Genomic DNA, 20,973 nt, shown 5'->3' with positions numbered 1-20,973 from the left:
GCCCAAGCATGCAGGCACCGCACCCTCGCCAGGGAGTAGACGTGGCATGTCGGACCAGCTTCTCGACGACGACGGCCAGGCGCCCGTCGTCGCGCGGTCCTTCCTGGTCCGGGCGCTCCTGGACGGGGGCCAGGCGGGGTGGCGCGGGCTCGTCACCGACGTGCAGACCGGTGTGCGGCGCGAGTGGCGCCGCCCGGGCGACGTCGCCCGGTTCATCGACCACCAGCTCGGCAGCGCGGACCCACCCGGCGCGAGGAGGGCGATGATGCCCGCGCCCACGCTGACCGACGTCGTCACCGACATGCTCCTCGAGCTGTCCGCCCGCCTCCCGGCCGACCCCCCGGCGGTCCCCAGCGGCAACGTCACGCTCGAGGAGGTCGCCGAGCGGCGAGCCGGGCTCGGCGACCACATCGGCACCCAGCGCACCGAGGCGCTCGGGGAGCTCACCCTGCGCGGTGGGCGGCTGGCCGCCCACGTCCGCTTCCAGCTCTGGGCGGCCTCACCCGACGCCGTCGACGCCGCGATGCTCACCCTGCACGAGACGCTCCTCGACGACTCCCAGGACCTCTACGGCGCCGGCTTCCTCAAGCTCACCGCCGCCGGCACCACCCTCGCCGAGCACGTCGGGAGCATCCCGGCCTGGCGCAAGACCAGCAGCTACTCCGTCCTGTACGAGTACCGCTACACCGCCGACGACGACGCCGCGAGCCTCATCGCCCGCATCCCGGTGACCACCGCCGTCGGGGACGAGGAACCCCCGGTCACCGAGACCGAGACCCTCACCGACGAGATGGTGCGCTGGGACGAGGAGGGGACGGGGGTGCTGCACATCCGCGGCCCCGGTGCCGTCGCCCGGATCAGCGCGCTCTCATGGGTCCCCGGCCCGCCGCTCGGCGGGACCGTGACCTTCCGCCGGCTCAGCGGCGCGGCGCCGCCCACCGTGCTGCCCGACCTCGACGCGTTTCTCGCCGCCACCACCGGCGCGGACCCGACGCACCCGGACGCCGAGGTCGCCCTCGCGCCCGCCGACGCCCTCACGGCGCTCGGCCCCCCGGTCCCCGGCCCGACCCTGGGCGACTGGGACACGGACGGCACGCTCGACGCCTACACCGGCGCCGACCGCCGCCTCGCCCCGCCGATCGTGCTCGCCTCGGCGACCGACCGGTTCGAGATCCGCTACACCCGGCCGGGCCCCGGCCTGGGACTCGACCAGACCGCCGTCGTCTACCTGAGGGCCGGGCAGCTGCCATGACCACTCGGCGCGGCACGGAGTCGGAGGAGAGGAAGTCATGACCGAACTAGTCCTGCCGGGCGTCTTCATCGAAGTGCGCCCCGAGGGCCTCATCGTCCCCGGCGCCATCAGCGTCGGGACCCTCGGTGTGGTCGGAACCGCGGCCAAGGGCCCCGTCGGAGAGCCCCAGCTGCTGGGCGGCTACAGCGACGCGCTCGCGACCTTCGGGCCGTACGACACGTGGGTGGACGGCGCGTCCGGCGAGCTCACGCTCACCCGCGCCCTGGAACAGGCCTACCGCGCCGGAGCCACCACCGTGTGGGCCGTCCGGGTGGCTGCCGGGTCCGCCCAGCGCGCCGGCCTCGACCTGGCCGCGGCCGGCGGCCCGAACGTCCGCGTGGAGGCGCGGTCGGAGGGAACCTGGGGCAACGCCGTCACCGTCGAGGTCTCCACGGCCGACGCCAACGCCCTCGTGCGCGGTGAGGAGGTCGGCGGTGCCCCACCGGCCCTCGCCCACTCCCCGGTGATCCAGAGCGCCGTGAACCGGATCGTCGTGCGACCCGGCGGCGGGGGCGCCGAGACCGTGCTGCCCATCGTCTACGACACCGCCCCGAGCCCCACCCAGGTGGCGATCACGACGGCGGACGGCGCGCTGACCTTCGGTGGCACCGCACCCGGCGGCGGGGACACGATCGTGGCCACGTACATGGTCGACCGCTCCGCCGCCGTCAAGGTGACGGTCAAGCACGGGCTGGCCGTGGAGGAGGAGTACAACGTCGTCTCCGGTGACGACCTCATCGACGACCTCGAGGCCGACTCCGCCCTCGTCACCGCCACCGCGGGGACGAGCGCGGGCGAGGTGCCCAGCACGCTGGACGCCACCCCGCTCACCGGCGGCGCCAACGGCGCGGACGACCCCACCGGCACGCTGCACGCCACCGGGCTGGACGCGCTGCTCGGGGTCGACGCGCACATCATCGTCGTCGCCGGCCAGGACGCCGGCACGATCGGGGACGACCTCGCCGCCCACTGCACCGTCGCCTCGAGCAACGACAACAAGCGCGAGCGCATCGCCGTCGTCGGCACGGCGCTGGAGGACGACCGCAGCGACTTCGTCCAGGACGCCTCGTCGCACAACCTCAACAGCGACCGGGTGGTGCTCGTCGGCCCCGGATTCGTCGCCGACGACCGCTCGGCCAGCCCGCCCGTCAAGGTGACCCTGCCCGGTGCCTACACGGCCGCCGTCGTCGCCGGGATGATGTCCTCCCTGGCGCCGCACGTGTCGCTGACCAACAAGGTGGTGCCGGTCGAGGGGCTGGAGCACGAGCTGTCCAGCGCCGAGCTCAAGCAGCTGCTGCTCAGCCGGGTGGTCCCCGTCGAGCGACGGCAGGGCTTCCGGATCGTCCGGGGCATCACGACTTCGACCAACACGGCGTGGCAGCAGATCACCACCCGGCGGATCGTCGACTACGCCAAGTACGGGGTCCGCAGCTCCGCGACGCCGTACATCGGGCTGCTCAACAACGTGCGTGTCCGCGGCGCGCTGCACACGACGCTCAACAACTTCTTCAACGGGATGGTCCTCGCGGAGATGCTCGCGCCGGAGAACGGCTACCAGGTCCTCGTCACCGCCACCCGGGACGACGAGATCCGCGGCATCGTGCGCGTGGAGGTCCGCCTGCGGCCCACCTTCAGCATCGACTTCATCGTCGTCACGATGTTCCTCGAGTAAGGACTTCTCATGGCACTGACAGAGGTATTCACCGGAAAGCACGCCACCCTGACGCTCGCCACCGAGGACTCACCCGAGGGCGCGGACGCCGCTTCGATCGTCGACACCTTCGCGATCCAGACGGTGGGCCGGCTCACGGACGTCACCGTCTCGGTCGACACCGCGCTCAAGGAGTTCCACGAGGTCGGCCGGCGCCACCCCGTCTCGCTGAGCCCGGGGGACATCCACATCTCCGGGACGGTCGGCCGGGCCTACGTCAACGGCGCGCTGCTCATGCTCCTCCAGGGCCGGGGGTCCGGCCCGACGGCGGTGGCCGAGCCGTACGTCCAGCCCGCCTTCGCCATCACGCTCGTGCTGGCGGACCCCGCCCGGCCGGGGAACTCGCTGACGCTGGAGATCGGCGGGGTGAAGTTCGAGAACTGGCACTACACGCTGCCGGAGGACGACTTCGTCCTGGAGAAGCTGTGCTTCCGCGCGCTGACGATCCGCGTCCTCGACCGCGAGGGCACCGGCGACGGCGGCGGCGGCGAGACGAACCCGACCGACGTCGCGTTCGCCTGAGCGGGGGACGACGATGGCGCTCACCGCGGAGGACCTGCTGGCCGGCAGCGCGCTCACCCACGAGGTGGCGCTGCCGCCGGGCGGGCCTGCCGGGACCGTGACGATCCGCCCGCTGACGGTGCGCGACGTCCAGCTCGTCGCGCACGCGGCGAAGGACGACCGCGAGCTGGCGGCCGGGCTGATGATCGCGCGCGCCGTCGTCGAGCCCGCGCTGAGTCCGGAACAGGCGGGGCGCCTGCCGGCGGGGCTCGCCCGCTTCCTCGTCGACACGATCAACGAGCTGAGCGGCATCGACACGCCCCGCGACCGGCTCGGTGAGCTCGTCCAGGCGCCGCTGGCCAAGGCGTGCTTCGTGCTGGCCGACGAGTTCGGCTGGACCGCGGAGGACGTCGCCGGGATGACGATCGGGCAGATCCTCATGTACCTGGAGATGTCCGGACGGGCGACGGAGGTCGCATGAGCACCGGCCGGCCTCCCGACTCCCTGCTGGCCCCCGCCGGTGCGCCGGCCCACTGGTGCCGGTCGGTGGTCCGCGCCACCCACCCGGTCCATGAGGTGGCCGAGGCACTGCGCTGCGCCCCGCCCGTCCCGCCCCCGACCGTCCTGCGCGGCCCCCTGCACGGCCGCACCCTCGAGGAGTGCACCGAGGGCGCGGAGAGGGTGGACGAGCCACCCCCACCCCCACCCCCACCCCCAACTCACGCCGACAGCGGAGTTGTTGCGCCCCGAGGTGCCCACAAGCCACACCCCAGCCGCCCCCCCCCCCCCCCCCCCCCCCCCCTCGCCACCACCCCCTTCGCCGACAGCGGAGTTGTTGCCGCCAAGGCCGAGCACCCCCGTGCCGCTGGCAGTCAGGTCCCGGGCGGCGGCAAGGACGGCGCAGGGCCCGGGGAGCGAACGGCCGACACCCCGACCCGACGGCCGCTTCCCCCTGCCGACGCCTGCCCGCCGGCCGACCGACTTCGCGAGCTCGCAGGAGAGGGCGCGCCGCGGACCCGGCGTCCGCGGAAGCCCCGGCCGCAGCGCCCGCGTCGCGACACGAGCCAGGCGGTGGTGCCCGACGTGGCCGCCGACGATCTGCTCCGGCGGGTGGCGGAGCGTGTCGTCGGGCGACTGCCCGGCTCCCGGGAGGACGCGCACGGGAGCGAGGCGAGCTCCCGCCAGTGGCACACCGGTCCGGTGCGGGTCGACCCGCCCGACGGCGTCGGCGAGGTCCTGCGGCGTTCGAGCCACGGCCCTGGCCCCAGCGGGGCAGGCCGGCTCCGCTCTCGGTCGCGGGCGGGTGACGCGAAGGACGGTGACGGACCGGTGCGCGACGAAGGCGGCGACCGCGGCGCGGGGGGCACGTCCGCCCACCGGCGGCAGGACGGTGGCTCTCGGCCGGAAGGGGAGGGTCGACGACGAGGGCAGGGCGACCCTCGGCGGCAGGGCGGCGCGGAGCGACGCGCGAGGCAGCGTGAGCAGGGCGCACCGGAGCGGGACCTGCGCCCGGTGGGTCGCCTCTCTCGCTTCGCCGAGCAGCCACCACTCCCACCGCGACTGGTGGACAACAACTCCGCTCTCGGCGCGGGTGGGGTGGGCGCGGGCGCGGGTGGGGTGGACGGCGCCGGCAACAACTCCGCTCTCGGCCCGGGGTGGGTGGGTGCTGGCGGCAACAACTCCGCTCTCGGCGCGGGGTGGGTGGGGGTTGGGGGCAACAACTCCGCTGTCGGCGTGAGTGGGGTGGAGCTTGAGCGGGCGCTCGATCGCGTTCTCACTGACGCGGCCCGGCGGCACGGGATCGAGGTGTGACGTGCGACCGATGCTCGCGGGGGAGGAGCTCCCGCAGGTGCAGGACCTGGAGACCAGCGACCTGCGCGCCGTCGCCGAGCACAAGGCGCCTGGCAAGGACGGCTCCATGCTGCAGAACCTCGGGCGGGCGCCCACCGGCGTGACCGTCCGCGGCGTCGCCACCGACCCGACGGCCCTCGAGCTCGTCGAGCGGCTCAAGACCCAGCTCCGCACCGGGAAGCCGCTCGCCTTCGTCGCCGACATCACCGACAGCACGAGCGTCGAGGAGGTCCTCCTCGACGACGTCCAGGTCCGCCAGCTCGCCGGCCGGCCGGACGCCTACGCCTACGTCCTCACCCTGCGCGAGTACATCGAGCCCGTCGAGCCGGCCGACACCTCGGCCCTGGAGGCCGACATCCTCGGCGACGCGGGCGACCTCCTCGACGGCGTCCTCGACGGCCTCGACCTCGCCGTCCCGTTCGCCACCGGACTGGACGCCTTCGTCACCCCGCTCACCGAGCTCCTCGGACGCCTCCAGGCGTTCCGGGAGGCCATCGACCGCTGACATCCCGACGCCGCAGCGGCGCCGGCCGGACAAAGGAAGTGCATCATGGCCGATACCAACCTCTTCGAGGAGCTCAAGGCCGTCCTCGCGGACTTCAAGTCCTTCCTGGACGACAACGTCGCGACCATCAAGCCCGCCGTCCAGGCGATCGCCGCGCTCGTCCCGCAGATCAACGAGCTCATCGACCTGCTCGTCGACCTGCTCGCCAAGCTCAAGACCGAGCTGGAGAACCTCGACGTCGGCGCGATCCCCGGCCTCGGGGAGGTCGCCGAGTTCACCGGCAAGATCCCGGCCTTCCTCGAGGCCGCGAAGAAGCTGCTGCCCAGCGAGACCAGCAGCATCGACGCCATCGGCGACGTCGTCGACGTCGTCACCAGCCTGCCGTCGGTGGACGCCGTCAAGGCCGAGCTGGTCGGTCTCATCGACGCGATCGTCGCGCACCTCAACTCGCTCAAGGCCTGATCCGCAGATCCGCAGCACCGACGCACGCGGGAGGAGGTGGCACGGTGGTCCGTCCGATGCTCGGCGACCTGGAGCTCGAGCAGGTCCAGGTCGTCACGGCCGACGAGGACCAGGCCGTCGTGCGTCACCGCGTGCCGGCGCTCGAGGGCGACTTCCTGCAGGACCTCGGCCGGCGTGGCGCGCACCTGGCCCTCACCGGCGTGCTCACCGCACCGGAGGTCAAGGACCACCTCGCCGACCTCCGCGAGCGGTTCCATGCCGGCGACCCGGTCCCGTTCGTCTCGGACATCACCTCGGCCACCGCCGTCGACCAGGTGCTCATCGAGCGGATGGACGTCCGCGAGCTCGCCGGCCGGCCGAGCGCCTTCGAGTACCACCTCACGCTGCGCGAGCTCACCGAGGCCGAGCCGGTCGAGGTCACCGAGATCGAGATCCCCCCGCCGCCGGTGCCACCGGTCACCGAGGCGCGCCTCTCGGTCACCGTCGTCGTCGAGGGGGACCCGAACTTCGACATGGACCGCGTCCAGGTGACCGTCCGCGGCACCGAGGAGACGAGTGGCGCCCCGGTCAACCGGGTGCTCACCGAGCGCATCCGCCCCGACACCTGGTTCGCCGACCCCTTCCCGGCCGGCCAGTACACCGCCGAGGCGCTCGTCGACGACACCCGCACCCCCACCGGCCAGCGTGAGACCCTCACCGGCTCGGCCGAGGTGCGGGTGGTCCCGGGAGAGACGGCGTCGGTCACCATCGTGCTGCGCCGCGGGGCGAAGATCGGCACCGTCTTCGTCATCACCTTCCACTTCGACAAGTCCTTCGTCGAGCCGTGCGAGAGGCACGTCCTCAGGCAGGTGATCGACCACGCCGCCGCGCACCCCGACGAACGGCTGCTCGTCGTCGGCCATACCGACCTCACCGGCGGCGACGACTACAACCAGGCGCTGTCCGAGCGCCGCGGCCGCGCGACCTACGCGATGATGACCTTCGGCTCGGACCCCGACGCCTCCGTCGCCGAGTGGGACGAGCTGCGCCGCACCCGCCCGTTCGGCACCATCACCACGGTCAAGGACACCTGGGGTACCCGCGAGTACCAGCACATGCTCCAGGCGCTGGGCCGCTTCACCGGCAACGTCGGCGCCGACCCCGCGCTCACCGACGCCGCCGTCCGCCAGTACCAGACGGACAAGGGCCTGGTCCCGGACGGGATCGTCGGGGACGCCACCTGGCCGGTCCTCATCCGCGAGTACCTCGCCCTCGACCCGCTCGACCTGCCCACCGACCGGCTCATGCCGAACGCCGCCGACGGCTGCGACTCCGGGCCGCTGCGCTGGCTCGGCTGCGGGGAGCAGGACCCGGTCTGCAGTACTCCGCTCGCCTGGCGGCCCAACCGCCGCACCGAGCTGATGTTCGTCAAGGAGCAGGCGATGCCCGCTCAGGTGCCCGAGCCGATCACGCTCGACCAGGTGCCCGACGGCGCGGGCGGCGGCACCTGGTGCCTCGACGACGGCACCGCCACCGCCGTGGACGACTTCGTCGTCCCGTGGCACGAGACCTGCCCGAGCACGCCGCAGCCGCGCTGGTGCCGCACCCCGGCCGAGCCCGGCACCCACGAGGTCGTCGGCCGCATCGTCTTCTCCGACGGCAGCCCGTTCGCCGAGCGCCCCTACGTCCTCATGGCCGCCGACGGCGAGTACCTCGGCGGGGAGGTGCCCACGACCAGCGGCGCCACCCGGGCCGGCACCCCCGTGCCGTCCCGCACCGCCCCCGACGGCGCCTTCACCTTCCCCGGCCCGACGGCGCCGCACAAGGGCCCGGGAACCTACGTCGCCTCCGTCGACGGACCCTTCCTCCTCCGCACCCGCGAGCAGACCCTCGCCGACGTCCGTGGCAACGCCACCTGCTTCCGCTACGACGGCGCCCCGGTCGAGCTGGTCGTCGTGAGCGCCGCCGTCGCCGCGGTCGTCCCGGCCATCAGCGGCCCGGACGTCGTCGTCGTGCGCAAGCCCCACACCAACCCGGCCCGTCGGCCGGTGGAGCTGCGCACCCCCGCGTTCACCGGCTCGGGGTTGCTCGAGCGGTCGAGCGACGCCGTGGCCATCTTCGACGCCGTCACCGGGGGCACCGAGCTGACCTTCGACGGCGTCGACAACGTCTTCACCTCCGACCAGCTGGAGGCGGGCGTCACGCTGTTCGCCGAGGGCCGCACGGCCAGTGCCGCCGTCGGGGACGTCGAGCTCACGCTCACCCTCACCGTCGGGGGCACCCCCGGCCTGGTCGCCACGCACCGGATGACCGCCGTCGAGCTGCTCCTCGAGCTGCACGCCAGCCGCACCGCCGCCGGCACCGACCCGGCCGCGCTCACCGAGGCGGAGAAGATCGACCCCGGGCGCTTCGTCCAGGTCCAGGACACCGGCAACCACGCCGGCCGCGCCATGCTCACCGTGCGCCAGGCGACGCCCACCGACTTCACCGGCACGCTCGTGCTCAACCCGCTGGACGCGCGCACCCGCCTGTTCGCCGCCGCCGACGAAGTCGCCGCCGCGGGCCAGGCGCCGGTCCCCACGCCCGTCCAGCTGCCGAACGCCGCCGTCCCGACCGACGGCACCCGGTTCTGGGTGGAGGGCCGTGCGGTGAGCGGAGCGCTGCGGGACACCGCGCTGCAGCTGGGCATCGACGCCGTCGAGCCGGACGGCGACCAGGTGCGCCTCACCGTCGTCGAGCTGAGCAACCTCACGACGACGATCCCGGCGACGCCCGCGCAGACCGCCCGGCTGGGCAACTCGCCGGTGGCCGCGCACGTCCTGCCCGGGCGGGCCGTTCCGACGCCGGCCGACTTCGACGAGAACCCCACGACCAACCCGCCGGTCCCGCTGCTGGAGAGCTCGGTGGAGGCCACCGGCCCGATCGCGCTCACGGTCGCCGTGCGGCCCGCCGGCACCCCGGTGCTGTGGAGCGTCCAGCGCGCCACCGGCATCCCGGCCGCCGACGGCGGCGACGACGCCCAGGACATCATCGACCTCCACGGCGCCGGCACCCTGCCCACCCTCACGCCGGACGCCGGCAACCCCCTCGCGGCCACCCTCCTCACCGACAACGTCGGGACCTTCCACGTCCGTCCGTTCGTCGACGGCAACGCCAACGGCACCTACGAGCACACGATCGACCGCGAGCCCTCGATCATCCGCAACCTCGTCCTCGGCCGGGCCACGCTGTTCCTCGACTCGACGATCGCGCGGAGCACCACCTTCGCCGTCACGCCCGCCGGCGGCGGGATCCGGGTGAGCTCCGGGGTCTTCGACATCGCCAACCCGGGGACCGCCGCGATCCACCTCAACGCCCAGGTCGACGTCGTCACCGGAGGCACGGACGGTCGGCGGCTCATCGACCGGTTCTTCGCCGGCTGGGTCAACAACGAGAGCGCGGTCGAGGCGATCAGCGGCACGTTCATCGACGACACGGGCGGCGCGCCCGTCGTCCACCGCGACCCGACCGTCTTCGCCTCCAACCCCACCGACGCGTCCGGCGGCACGCTCGGCAGCCCGATCTTCCTGCCGGGGGACCCCGCGCCCGCCCTCATCGCGCCCCCGCTGCTCGACTCCGGCCGCGGCGCCGGCGTCGTCGGCCGCGGGGGCGACTCGGCCACCCTCACCCGCAGCCGGATCCGGCCCCCGCGAGCGGCCCGCCCGCTCGGCCAGCGCTGGATCGTCGAGGCGGTGGACAGCCCCGGCGACGGCGAGCCGGCCACCCACGCCGGCTTCCCCGCCGCCACCCTGCGCCGCTTCGACTTCGGGCTCACCTTCCGCGCCACCCTCGCCGCCTGGACGACCCTCACCGCCGTCCCGGGCGACCCCGGACCGGTCGGCGACCGTCCCGTCGACCGCGCCTACGTCGTCGTGCTCGAGAAGGCGTGGAGCCAGCTCGGGGCGTGGACCATCGACCCGGCGACCGGAGCGGTCACCGTCGTCACCCCGCCGGCGACGACCGACGACGCCACCACCACCCACTCACCGGCAGTCGCCGCGGCCACCACGCCCGTCGAGGTCCGCTTCCCGGCCTCGACGGACCAGCTCGCGAGGGACGCCCGCGCATGAGCACCTACGCCGTGACCTCCGAGGTCCTCGACACCGCCACCGTCCTCCAGGTGGTGGTCGAGGACGCGGCGCTGACCGAGTGGGAGCTCCACGCCCCCACCGGCCTCCTCCAGCGCACCGGCACGGTCACCCTCCGGCTCGCCGACGTGCTCGCCGGGGACGTCACCGACCCCGTCGGGACCGTCGTCACCGTCCCCGTCCTCCTGCTCAGCCCCCAGGGCGCCCGCCCCAGCGACGTCCACGGGCTGTGGGCCCACCTGCCCGCCGACGCCGGCGCACGCCTCGTCGCGTTCAGCGACCCGACCCCCGACCTCACCGCCGCCCTCACCGAGCCGCTGTGCCACCGGCTCACCCCCTCCGGCCCGGTGCTCGCCGACCTCCGCCTCGCGCTGCGCCTCAAGGCGGCCCACCCCACCGCCGACCGCCTGCTCGCCGCCGCCGAGCAGCACCGCGCCGACGCCGGTGGCGTGTTCGCCCGGTACGTCTGGGTGGCGGCCCGGGAGGCGCTGCGGACCGACGCCGGGCGCTTCGACCGGCTCATGTCGGTGGCGGACGACCCGGCCACCCGGGCGGAGGCCCAGCTGGCCTACCTCGTCTCCGCCTACGAGGACGTGACGTTCAGCGAGGCCTTCCCCGACGGGCACCGCGCCCGCCTCGCCCGCGCCATGCTGCGCAGCGCGCTCGACGAGCGGCTCGCCACCCGCCGCCACGACCTGCTCGCCGTGTATCTCCCCAACCTGCTCAGCGTCCCCGAGCCGCTGCCCGCCGACGACGTGCTCGGCCCCGACCCCGGGCTGCGGGACGCCGTCCGCGCCGAGCTCGCCGACCCCCGTGACCCGACGACGACGAGCCCGGCGCTGCGCGCCTGGCTGGGGGAGGGCTGAACCGTGCTGCGTCCCGCCTACCGCCTGCGCATCGGGGACCGCGTGGTCGACACGACCACCGAGCCGCGCGCGAGCACCGCCGTGGAGATCGTCGTCCGCCTCGACCTCGACACCCCCGCCGACGAGGTCACCGTCCTCCAGGGCCAGGTCGGCGGCCTGCGCGCGACGCCGGGGGACGAGCTGTCGGTCGACCTCGGCTACGCCGACGACGAGACCGGCCCGGTGCGGGTGCTCACCGGCACGGTCGTCGCCGTCGAGCCGGAGCTGCGCACCCTGCGCATCGTGGGCCACTCCACCGCCGAGGCGCTGCTGCGCACCCGGGTGGACCGCACCTTCGAGGACACCACGTCCGGCGACGTCGTGCGGGCGCTCGCCGCCGAGGCGAAGGTGACCGTCGCGCGCGCCGAGGACGGCCCCGCGCTCGAGGCCTACGTCGTCGACGGCCGCCGCGACGCCGCCCGCCACGTGCGCGACCTCGCCGCCCTCGCCGGCTTCTCCTGCTACGTCACGCCCGACGGCGAGCTCGTCTTCGAGTCCCTCAGCGGCAACCGCACGGTCCACGAGCTGCGCTACGGCGAGCACGTGCTCGACGCCGAGCTCACCGCCGCCCGTCCCGCGGCCGGCACCGTCCGGCTCTTCGGGGAGAGCCCCGGCGCCTCGAAGGGGGAGGAGTCCTGGGCGTGGCTGACCAAAAAGTTCAGCGCCGCCGAGGCCGGCACCACGGCGCCCACCCTCGTCCTCGAGCGCGGGGGCGTGCGCACCAGCGCCGCTGCCGCGACCGCCGCCACCGCGGTCGCCGACGCGCTCGCCGCGGCCGCCCGTACCGGCCGGGTGCTCATCCAGGGCCGCCCGCAGGTCCGCCTCGGGGACCTCGTCCGCCTCGAGGCCTTCCCCGAGCTCACCGACCTCGACGGGAACTACCAGGTCACCGGCGTCACGCACCGCCTGGACAAGACCACCGGCTTCACCACCGACGTCGCCTTCCGCAGCCTCGTCGGGGCCGCCGCCACCGCCGTCGGGAGCACGCCGTGAGCACCATCGTCGACACCATCGCCGCGATCGTCCGGCACGAGCTCGCCGCCGTCCGGATGACCGAGCTCGGCATCGTCGAGGCCGTCCACCCGCACAGCGCCGCCGACGACGACGAGAACTACGGCGTCGACGTCGTGCTGAAGAACTCCGGGCTCGCCCTGCGACGCGTGCCGGTCGGCACCGGCCACGTCGGCAGCGTCGCGATCCCGAACGTCGGGGACCAGGTGCTCGTCGCCTTCGAGGGTGGGGACGTCAACGCCCCGGTGGTCATCGCCCGGGTCTACGACGACGTCGACCGGCCCCCGACCTCGACCACCGACGAGATGGTGCTGCGCCTGCCACTGGCCGCCGCCGACGAGGCCAGCGTGCTCGCCGCGCTGCGCAACCACCAGGACGAGGACCCGGCCCGCGAGCTCGTCATCGAGATGCCCCCGAAGATCACCGTGCGGATCGTCGACGGCACCGTCACCGCCACCGCCGGGCAGACCGAGCTGCGCCTCGACCAGTCCGGCACCAGCGGCGGCACCGTCCACGTCAAGGCCGGCCGCACGACGGTGACGATGAACCAGGACGGCGACGTCACCCTCACCTCGGCCGGCTCGGTCAGCCTCGAGGCCGCCGGCGACCTCTCGCTCACCGCGGGCTCGTCCATCACCCTCGACGCCGGCACGAGCATCACCGCCCAGGCCGGCACCACCGCCACCGTCCGGGGCCTCCAGGCGAAGCTCGAGGGCGGCGCCGCCGCCACCGTCCAGGGCGCGTCCGTCAGCGTCAAGGGCCTCACCCAGTTCAGCCCGTGAGCACCAGCCGGGCGGCCACCGCCCACGAGAGGAGGAGCGATGCCGGGACCACCGGTGAGCATCGGCGCGAGCGTCATCGTGACGCCCGGCGCCACGGGCGCGCCCGACTCCGGGACGATCGTCGCCGTGCTGCCCCCGGTCGTCACGGCCGGTGGCATGCCGCTGGCCACCTCCGGGTCGATCTGCATGATGGTCAACTCCGTCACCGGCGTGCCCTACCCGCTGGTCATCGGGCCGGTCGGCTCCAGCTCCGGGGTCACCGTCACCGGCCGTGGGCTCGTCCGGCTGGGGGACCGCATCCCCTCCCCGCCCGGCGTGCTGCTCGTCCTCGGCCCACCCGCGGCCGGCTTCGTCAGCGACGGGTGGCCGCCATGACCACGAGGAGGAGAACGCGATGAGCACCCCCGCACCGGAACGCGAGGCACTGTTCGGCACCGACCTGCGCCTGCTCGGCAACCTGCTCACCGCCGAGCAGCGCGAGCGCGGCGCCGACCTGCTCACCGGCCCCCGCCCCCAGCTCGTCGCGCCCGGCGCCCCGGACCCCGGGCACGACCTCGCGACCGTGGAGCGCACCGAGAACCTCCAGCAGGCGCTGCTCATCCGGATGCTCACCGAGGTGGGGGAGCTCGCCCACCTGGGCCACCCCGAGTACGGCAGCCGGCTGCACGAGCTCATCGGGGAGCCGAACACCCCCGCGACCCGCGACCGTGCCAAGCTCTACGCCCTCCAGGCGCTCACCGCCGAGCCGCGCGTGGCCACGGTCCGCTCGGTCACGGTGACCACCCACCCCGCCGACCGCACCCGCATCGACGTGCGGGCCGCCGTCGTCGCCATCGACCAGGTGACCGAGGTCAACCTCGTCGTCCCGGTCCCGCTCGCCGGAGGTCAGCCATGAACCCGGACACCGCCTCCCTCGTCCACCGCCCCTACGGCGACCTGGTCGGGGACATCCTCACCTCCATCGTCGGCGGTGTGGTCAACGAGCCGATCCGCTTCGACGTCAAGACGCTGAGCTACCCGCTGGCCGAGCCGGCCTCCGCGGTGCGGTCGATCACCGGCACGGTGCAGGGCGCGCCGCACACCTTCCTGCTCGCGGTCGACTTCGTCTTCACCGGCACCGCCACCAACACCGTCGCCTGGCTCGACGACGGCACCTGGCCCGACGACGACACCACCTTCCACGTCGACTACTTCCGTACCGAGTCCCGCTCGCCGCTGTCCGACATCAACGTCGGCAGCGTCACCCGCACGCTCACCGAGGCCGTCGGCCGGGAGATCGCCACCGTCTACGAGCAGATCAACCTCGCCTACCTCTCCGGGTTCGTCGACACGGCCACCGGCAGCTCACTGGACCACGTCGTCGCGATCCTCGGGGTCACCCGCAAGACGGCCGAGTTCGCCGAGGGGCTGGTGACCTTCTTCCGGGCCGCGGGCGTGGCCGGCAACATCACCATCCCGGCGGGGACGCGGCTGACGACGACGGCGGGCGACGTCGTGTTCGCCACCAGCCAGCCGCGCACCCTGCAGGACGGGCAGGTCCGCATCGACGTCCCGGTGCGCGCCGACCTCGGCTTCGCGGGGGAGGCCGGCCTCGTCGCGGCCGGGGCGATCACCCAGATGAGCCAGCCGGTCGGCGGGATCGCGAGCGTGAGCAACCTCGACCCGACGATCCGCGCCGCGGCGGACGAGACCGACGAGGAGCTGCGCGCGCGGGCCAAGGCCGCGCTGCGGGCACTCGGCAAGGCGACCCTCGCCGCCCTGGACCGGGTCATCCGCGAGGGCCGCGGCACCCCTGTGGAGTTCTTCGACCCGAGCTCCCCACTGGCGAGCCGGACCGAGCCGGGCACGGTGAGCGTCGTCGTCGACGCCGAGCCGGAACGGATGCCCGGCATCGTCCAGTCCGTCCACGAGACCCGCGCCGCCGGGGTGCTCGCCACGGTCGTGGCCCGCTACGTCTTCATCACGCCGCGCGTGCGCGCGGTCATCAGCCCGGGGCTCTCCGCGCCGGGGCAGGAGCAGGTGCGCGCCGACGTCGTCGCCGCCCTGCAGCGCTACGTCGACGGCCTCGGCCGCGGCGACCCCGCCGACGGTGCCGCGATGCTCGCCGAGGTGCGCACCGTCGCGGACGTGACGGAGGCGACGATCGTGGACGTCGTCGTCGCCCGTGCCGACCTCGCCGGCCCCGAGGGGGACGGCGGCCTGCTCGACGCCATCGTCCAGGCCGTCACCCTCGCCCCGGGCCAGGACGCGGACGCGCTGCGCGCCGCCGTCTCCGGGGCGCTGGAGGCCGTCGGCAGCGCCGCGCCGTCGGGCGGGCGCGTCCCCGACCGGTCGCTGCTGCAGTCGCTCGCGGGTGGCCCGGCCACCGACGAGGAGATCGAGGCGGGGACCTTCCGCGTGGCCGCGACCGTGGCCGGCGAGGACTGGTGGGTGGCGCTGGACATGACACCCGGTGACGTGGCGACGGAGGACGGCAGTGCCCAAGGCTGACCGCATCCTGGCGAACCTGCCACCGACGTTCCGGCTGCGGGGCGACCCGTCCGCGCTCCGCGCCGTTGCCGACGCCTACGGCGGTGAGCTGCAGACCGCGGAGAACGCGCTCGTCGCCGTCATGCGCGCGCACTGGGTCGAGTTCGCCGACGCCGGCGAGCCGCGCGTCACCGACCTCGCCCTCATCGGTGCGCTGTACGGGCTCGCGCCGCGCGAGGACGAGAGCGTCGAGGAGTTCCGCGACCACCTGCTGCGCTTCGTGCGCACCCACCTCGAGGGCACCGTCACCGTCCGCGGCATCCTCCGCATCACCGCCGAGGCCCTGGGCCTGCACATCGAGGACGACGCGCTGGAGACCTGGTGGGACCGGCCCGAGCCGGTGCTCGTCAGCCACCTGCCGCGGGGTGCCGACGCCGCCACGCTCGTCCTCGGCACCCCCTCCGCGACGGTCGCCGGGCGGGACGCCGCCCCCGCCGCGCTGCGCGGGAGGGTGGTGCTCGGTGAGACGGTCAACCTCACCGGCCCGCACACGCTGTGGGTGGCCCGCGACGACGGCGGCGCGCTGCCCGTCGACCTCACCACCGGCGTCGCGGACCCGGCCGCCGTCACCCCGGAGGAGCTGGTGGCCGCCGTCGTCGCCGAGCTCGGGGAGGGGACCGGCCGGCTGGAGGACGGGCACCTCGTGCTCGTCTCACCCACCGCCGGGCCGGGCTCGGCCGTCGTCGCCGAGGACGGGCCCGGCGACGCCGCCGAGCTGGTCCTCGGCCTGCGCCCGCGTACCTACACCGGGCAGGACGCCACCCGCGCGCGGATCGCCGGCACCGTGGACCTGTCGACGCCGCTCGACCTGCGTGCCGAGCGTTACCTCCGGCTGCTCGTCGACGGTGACCTCCTCGCCGAGGTCGACTGCGCGGCGGGCGCCGCCGACCCGGCCGCCGTCGACGTCGCCGAGGTGAGCGCCGCGATCAACACCGCCCTCGGCACCGAGGTCGCCACCGACGACGGCCGGTTCCTCACCCTGATCTCCCCGACCCTCGGGGCAGCCGGGTCCCTCGTCCTGCAGGAGCCCGCCGCCCAGCCCGCCACCCGCCGGCTGCTCGGGGACGCTCCCACCGTCGCGGTCGGGTCCCCACCGCGTCCCGCCCGCGTGGTCTCCGACCGGCCGATCGGGCGCGGGGTGGACCTCACCGAGCACTCGGTGCTGCGCCTCGCGCTGGACGACGAGACCCCGGTGAGCGTCGACGTCGCCGGCCTCGACCCGGCCGCGACCACCCCGGGTGAGATCGTCGCCGCGGTCAACGAGGGCCTGGGGGCCGAGTGCGCCACCCACGACGGTGACCGGATCACCCTCGCCTCCCCGACGGACGGCGCCGCCGGCTCGCTGCACGTCGCCGAGGACCCCGACGACGCCGCCCCGGCCGTGCTCGGCCTCGACCCGCGCTCCGCCCGCGGCACGCCCCCGGTGACGGCGAGCCTCACCGGGACGGCGGACCTCTCCGGCGGGGTCAGCCTCGCCTCCCGCCACCTGCTGCGGCTCGGCGTGGACGGCGGCCCGCCGGTCGACGTCGACCTGCGGGCCGGGGTGGCGGACCGCACCGCAGCCCAGGTCGGGGAGATCGCCGCCGCCGTGAACACCGCGCTGGGCGCGGCCCCGGCCGACCCGGTCGCCACCGACGACGGCGCCCACCTCATCCTCGTCTCCAGCCGCGCCGGGGCGGCCGGGTCGCTCGCCGTCGAGCCGCTCGTCACCACGTCGCGCCGCCGCTTCGTCACCCGCGCCCGCGTCACCGACGACGCCGCGACGACGGTGCTCGGCTTCACCGCGCGGCGGGCGGTCGGCGCGCCGGCCACGACGGCCCGGCTCGCCGGGACGAGCAACCTCTCCGGCGGCGTGGACCTCACCACGGACCGGTACGTCCGGGTCCGGGTCGGGGACCGCGCGGGCGTCGACGTCGACTGCGCCGGCCCACGAGCGCGCGCCACCACCGCCGCGGAGGTGGCCGAGCGGCTGGGCCTCGTCCCCGGGCTGGAGGCGCACACCGACGGCCGGACGATCACCCTCGTCGACCCGATGCCCGGCGCCGCCTCCCGGGTGGTGCTGGAGCCGCCGCGTGTCACCGACGCGCTGGACGCGGTGCTCGGCCGCCCGCCCGGCCTCGTCCGGGGCGAGGGCGCGGCCGGCGTGCGGCTCACCGGCACGGTCGACCTGTCCGCCGGCGTCGAGCTGCCCGCCGACGCGGCGCTGCGGCTGGGCGTCGACGGCGCCCCGGCGGTGGACGTCGCTTTCGGGGACGGCGCGACGACGGCGGTGCTGTCGCTCAGCGCGCTCGTCGCCCGGGTCAACGGCGTCCTCGTCGCGCAGGTCGCCGCGCACGACGGCACCCACCTCGTCCTCACGTCCCCGACCACCGGGGCGGGCAGCGCCCTGGAGGTCGCGGTGCCGACGGCCGGGACCGACGTGACGGCGGCCGTCCTCGGCTTCCCGGCCCCGCGCGGCTACGCCGGCCGGGCCGCGACCGCAGCCCGCGTCGTCGGCACCGTCGACCTCACCGGCGGGGCGGACCTGCGCGCCGCCGTGCTGCCCCCCCGCCCCGCGCACGACCCCGCGCTGGCCCGTCACCTGCGTATCGCCGTCGACGGCGCCCCGCCGGTCACCGTCGACCTCCTCGCTGCCGGCGCCCCGCCGGACCCGGCCGCGGTGGACGCGGCCACGGTCACCGCCGCGATCAGGGCGGCCACCGCCGCCGACGCCGTCACCGAGCCGATCCCCGGGGGCCTGGCCGTCGCGCTGTCCTCACCCACCACCGGGTCCGGCAGCCGGCTCGAGCTGCTGCCCGCCTCCGCGGGGGACGCCGCGCCGCTCCTGCTCGGCACCGCCGGCGCGTCCGCCGCCGGGACCGACGCCGCCCCGGCCCGGGTCACCGGCGAGGTCGACCTGCTCGGCACGGTGGACCTGTCCGAGCGCTCCGTGCTCCGGCTGGCGGTCGACGGCGGCGAGCCGGTCGACGTCGACGTCGCGGGCGTCACGCCCGCCGCGACCCTCGCCCCCGAGATCGTCGCCGCCGTCGAGGAGGTGCTGCCCGGCGTCGCGAGCATCGGCGCCGGCGACCGGCTGCTCCTCACCTCCCCGGAGCCCGGTGGGACGAGCGCCGTCGAGGTGCTGCCCGTGCGGTACCTCGAGGTCGTCGAGTACCCGCCGGCCTCCGGCAGCGTCACCGCCGCCGTCGCCCACGGCGCGGCCGTGCGCCTCACCTCCGCCGGTGTCGCCGACGTCCCCGGCCGGGTGGTGGTGGGGACAGGCGGCGGGGTCAGCGGGCCGACGCTCAGCGACCCTGCCGCCGGCTGGTCTGTCCACGTCGACGTCGCGGTCGGCGCCGGTGGCCGGCTCGTCCTCGAGCCCGACGGCGCGGGCGGGGTCCGTGCCCGGGTGCGGGAGCTGGGGGAGTGGCACGACGTGGCAGGCGTCGCCGTCGTCGCGGGGTCGGTCCCGCCGCTCACCGTGCGGCGCGGCACCAACCGGTGGAGCTGGACCGAGTGCGACGCCGCCCGCTTCGACCACGCCACCTTCGACACCGACACCTTCGCCGGCGGCCCGTGCCGCACCGAGGCCGTGTTCGACGTCGCTCGCTTCGCGCCCACCGACCCGCCGTCCTTCTTCGCCGCCGGCGGGCCGCGGCCGGCCACGGCGGAGGTGACGGTCGGCTGGGACACCCACGCCGCCGGCGCCTTCACGGTGCACCTGCCTACCGACCTCGACCCACGCTTCGGACGGCCCTTCGGCGAGGCGCGGTTCGGCTCGGCGGCGCCGGAGGTGGTCGCTGGCGTGGTCACCGACCCGGTGGACGACGACGACTTCGTCGTCACCCGCGTGAACACTCGCTCCCGGCTGGTCGAGGCGCGGATCGCCGCCCGGGTCCCGATCGGGTGGACCGCCGTGCCGCTGCCCTTCCGCGACCCCGTCCACCTCACCCACGGCGGCCCGGCCGCGGAGGCCAAGGTCTACGTCTCAGGCGCCGGGCTGGCCCCGCAGTTCCTCGAGATCCGCGCCGCGGAGCCGGGCGCCTACGGCAACGACATCACCGTCTCCGCCCGCGCCGTCGGGCCGGAGATCTACGACCTCGAGGTGCACCTGGCCGGGGCGCGCTTCGAGAACGCCCGCGCCGTGGTCGCCGGGCCCCAGCCGCCGACGCTCGCCGAGCAGCTGCTGCGGCCGTCGCCCGTCGGGGTCGCCACCGCGAAGGCCGCCGGCATCCGGGCCGTCGTCACCAGGGACAGAGTCAGCCAGCCAGCCGGGCCAGGCCCGCAGGAGGAAGGATCATCATGACCGAGACAGCGCCCTACGTGCCCCAGGAGCCCGGCGACCTCGTCACCGCCGACGCGTGGAACACGATGCAGGAGCGGATCTACGAGGACATCCGGTCCACCGCCCAGGACGAGGCCGGCAAGGTCACCCACGTGGCCAGCGCCGACGACGCCGCTCGCCTCGAGGGCCTCGACCTCGCCGGGCTCACCGCGGAGATCGCCCGCCGGGTGCTCGACGACGTCCGCGGCAACAGCGGCTACCAACAGCTGTTCAAGGTGCTCAAGGGCGGGGAGGTCACCGTCCTCGAGCACGGGCTGGGCACCGCCCCGCTCGTCGACCTCTACCAGCTCGAGTACTTCGAGGTCGCCACCCGGGAGGACGACGAGACCCGTGCGTCGTTCGCGACCTTCTACCTGTGCCAGTCCGAGGAGCGGCGGGTGCGGGTCCCGACGGCGGACGGCAGCGGCCGCCGCGCCGTCGACATCCAGCCGGCGGACGGCCCCGACCTCGGCATCCCGTGGGTGGAGCTGCTCACCCGGTACGAGGTGCCCTACACCGACACGACGACGCTCGACGACCTCGAGACCGAGTTCTGGCGGGCCTTCTTCGCCGACCCGAACGACCGCTTCAACGACGACCAGTACTCCCACTCCCCGTGGTTCGAGCGGTGCTGCCGCGACAAGCAGACGGTGAAGAGGCTCAAGGAGAACGGGGACTGGAACGACATCCTGTTCATCATGCACCCGCGCAAGACGGTGAACTTCGGGGGCACCGGCTTCAGCACCGAGGACGAGGTGCGGCTGCCGCGCCCGGCGAACGTCGGTGTGCAGCACCTGGACAACAACCGCACCGCGCTGTGGTTCGAGCCGCCGCACCGGCCGGACAGCGGGACCGAGTCCCGGGCCCGGCAGTACATCAACGACCCGCACTCACCGGTCCCCGACCCGGACCAGGACCTCACCGGTCAGACCGGGCGCTTCGAGCGTGAGCTCAAGCTCATGGTGCTGCTCAAGGTCTGAGCCCACCGACCGGCTCCGGCACGCACGAGGAAGGGG

16 protein-coding genes are annotated in these 20,973 nt (G+C 75.0%); all 16 read left to right on the top strand.

The window, feature by feature from the left end; translation table 11 throughout:
- Nucleotides 1-46: 46 nt before the first annotated feature.
- The gene (locus tag VR894_RS11170) at nucleotides 47-1,252 is read left to right on the top strand and encodes a hypothetical protein (RefSeq protein ID WP_324651580.1); all 1,206 of its coding nucleotides are present in this window, start codon (nucleotides 47-49) and stop codon (nucleotides 1,250-1,252) included.
- 37 nt (nucleotides 1,253-1,289) lie between these two features.
- Complete coding sequence (locus VR894_RS11165) at nucleotides 1,290-2,963, top strand: phage tail sheath C-terminal domain-containing protein (RefSeq protein ID WP_324651578.1); 1,674 nt, start codon at nucleotides 1,290-1,292, stop codon at nucleotides 2,961-2,963.
- A 9-nt stretch (nucleotides 2,964-2,972) separates the two neighbouring features.
- A complete protein-coding gene (locus VR894_RS11160; RefSeq protein ID WP_324651576.1) occupies nucleotides 2,973-3,524 on the top strand; it encodes a hypothetical protein in 552 nt (183 codons plus the stop codon).
- 13 nt (nucleotides 3,525-3,537) lie between these two features.
- Entirely contained in the window at nucleotides 3,538-3,984 is a 447-nt protein-coding gene (locus VR894_RS11155; RefSeq protein WP_324651574.1) for a hypothetical protein, read from the top strand.
- Between the two features lie 602 nt (nucleotides 3,985-4,586).
- Entirely contained in the window at nucleotides 4,587-5,315 is a 729-nt protein-coding gene (locus VR894_RS11150) for a hypothetical protein (protein ID WP_324651572.1), read from the top strand.
- 10 nt (nucleotides 5,316-5,325) lie between these two features.
- Entirely contained in the window at nucleotides 5,326-5,859 is a 534-nt protein-coding gene (locus tag VR894_RS11145) for a hypothetical protein (RefSeq protein ID WP_324651964.1), read from the top strand.
- A 45-nt stretch (nucleotides 5,860-5,904) separates the two neighbouring features.
- Nucleotides 5,905-6,321: a hypothetical protein gene (locus tag VR894_RS11140; protein WP_324651570.1), complete on the top strand. Its 417-nt coding sequence runs from the start codon at nucleotides 5,905-5,907 to the stop codon at nucleotides 6,319-6,321.
- A 44-nt stretch (nucleotides 6,322-6,365) separates the two neighbouring features.
- A complete protein-coding gene (locus tag VR894_RS11135) occupies nucleotides 6,366-10,409 on the top strand; it encodes a peptidoglycan-binding protein (RefSeq protein WP_324651568.1) in 4,044 nt (1,347 codons plus the stop codon).
- A complete protein-coding gene (locus VR894_RS11130) occupies nucleotides 10,406-11,293 on the top strand; it encodes a hypothetical protein (RefSeq protein WP_324651566.1) in 888 nt (295 codons plus the stop codon). The genes VR894_RS11135 and VR894_RS11130 overlap by 4 nt, the downstream gene beginning before the upstream one ends.
- A gap of 3 nt (nucleotides 11,294-11,296) precedes the next feature.
- Nucleotides 11,297-12,325 (top strand): hypothetical protein, encoded by a 1,029-nt coding sequence (locus VR894_RS11125; RefSeq protein WP_324651564.1) that lies wholly within the window; start codon nucleotides 11,297-11,299, stop codon nucleotides 12,323-12,325.
- Nucleotides 12,322-13,125, top strand: a complete 804-nt coding sequence (locus tag VR894_RS11120; RefSeq protein WP_324651562.1) for a phage baseplate assembly protein V — start codon at nucleotides 12,322-12,324, stop codon at nucleotides 13,123-13,125. Before VR894_RS11125 ends, VR894_RS11120 begins: the two co-directional genes overlap by 4 nt.
- 39 nt (nucleotides 13,126-13,164) lie before the next feature.
- A complete protein-coding gene (locus VR894_RS11115) occupies nucleotides 13,165-13,500 on the top strand; it encodes a hypothetical protein (protein WP_324651561.1) in 336 nt (111 codons plus the stop codon).
- A gap of 19 nt (nucleotides 13,501-13,519) precedes the next feature.
- Nucleotides 13,520-14,020, top strand: coding sequence for a GPW/gp25 family protein (locus VR894_RS11110; protein ID WP_324651559.1), 501 nt, complete (start codon nucleotides 13,520-13,522; stop codon nucleotides 14,018-14,020).
- Complete coding sequence (locus VR894_RS11105) at nucleotides 14,017-15,615, top strand: baseplate J/gp47 family protein (protein ID WP_324651557.1); 1,599 nt, start codon at nucleotides 14,017-14,019, stop codon at nucleotides 15,613-15,615. The genes VR894_RS11110 and VR894_RS11105 overlap by 4 nt, the downstream gene beginning before the upstream one ends.
- The gene (locus VR894_RS11100; protein WP_324651555.1) at nucleotides 15,602-19,939 is read left to right on the top strand and encodes a hypothetical protein; all 4,338 of its coding nucleotides are present in this window, start codon (nucleotides 15,602-15,604) and stop codon (nucleotides 19,937-19,939) included. Before VR894_RS11105 ends, VR894_RS11100 begins: the two co-directional genes overlap by 14 nt.
- The gene (locus tag VR894_RS11095) at nucleotides 19,936-20,937 is read left to right on the top strand and encodes a hypothetical protein (RefSeq protein WP_324651553.1); all 1,002 of its coding nucleotides are present in this window, start codon (nucleotides 19,936-19,938) and stop codon (nucleotides 20,935-20,937) included. Before VR894_RS11100 ends, VR894_RS11095 begins: the two co-directional genes overlap by 4 nt.
- The last annotated feature ends 36 nt before the right edge of the window (nucleotides 20,938-20,973 follow it).

The organism is Georgenia sp. H159 (genome assembly GCF_035607575.1).
GTDB lineage: Bacteria > Actinomycetota > Actinomycetes > Actinomycetales > Actinomycetaceae > Oceanitalea.
The sequence above is the reverse complement of the archived record's forward strand: the minus strand, read 5'-3'. Positions and strand labels throughout refer to the sequence as shown.

What these genes read in the sequence shown, in the direction of transcription:
- VR894_RS11095 (WP_324651553.1), top strand. Translation starts at nt 19,936, where the DNA reads ATGACCGAGACAGCGCCCTACGTGCCCCAGGAGCCCGGCGACCTCGTC.
- VR894_RS11110 (WP_324651559.1), top strand. Translation starts at nt 13,520, where the DNA reads ATGAGCACCCCCGCACCGGAACGCGAGGCACTGTTCGGCACCGACCTG.
- VR894_RS11160 (WP_324651576.1), top strand. Translation starts at nt 2,973, where the DNA reads ATGGCACTGACAGAGGTATTCACCGGAAAGCACGCCACCCTGACGCTC.
- VR894_RS11105 (WP_324651557.1), top strand. Translation starts at nt 14,017, where the DNA reads ATGAACCCGGACACCGCCTCCCTCGTCCACCGCCCCTACGGCGACCTG.
- VR894_RS11145 (WP_324651964.1), top strand. Translation starts at nt 5,326, where the DNA reads ATGCTCGCGGGGGAGGAGCTCCCGCAGGTGCAGGACCTGGAGACCAGC.
- VR894_RS11165 (WP_324651578.1), top strand. Translation starts at nt 1,290, where the DNA reads ATGACCGAACTAGTCCTGCCGGGCGTCTTCATCGAAGTGCGCCCCGAG.
- VR894_RS11170 (WP_324651580.1), top strand. Translation starts at nt 47, where the DNA reads ATGTCGGACCAGCTTCTCGACGACGACGGCCAGGCGCCCGTCGTCGCG.
- VR894_RS11115 (WP_324651561.1), top strand. Translation starts at nt 13,165, where the DNA reads ATGCCGGGACCACCGGTGAGCATCGGCGCGAGCGTCATCGTGACGCCC.
- VR894_RS11155 (WP_324651574.1), top strand. Translation starts at nt 3,538, where the DNA reads ATGGCGCTCACCGCGGAGGACCTGCTGGCCGGCAGCGCGCTCACCCAC.
- VR894_RS11140 (WP_324651570.1), top strand. Translation starts at nt 5,905, where the DNA reads ATGGCCGATACCAACCTCTTCGAGGAGCTCAAGGCCGTCCTCGCGGAC.
- VR894_RS11130 (WP_324651566.1), top strand. Translation starts at nt 10,406, where the DNA reads ATGAGCACCTACGCCGTGACCTCCGAGGTCCTCGACACCGCCACCGTC.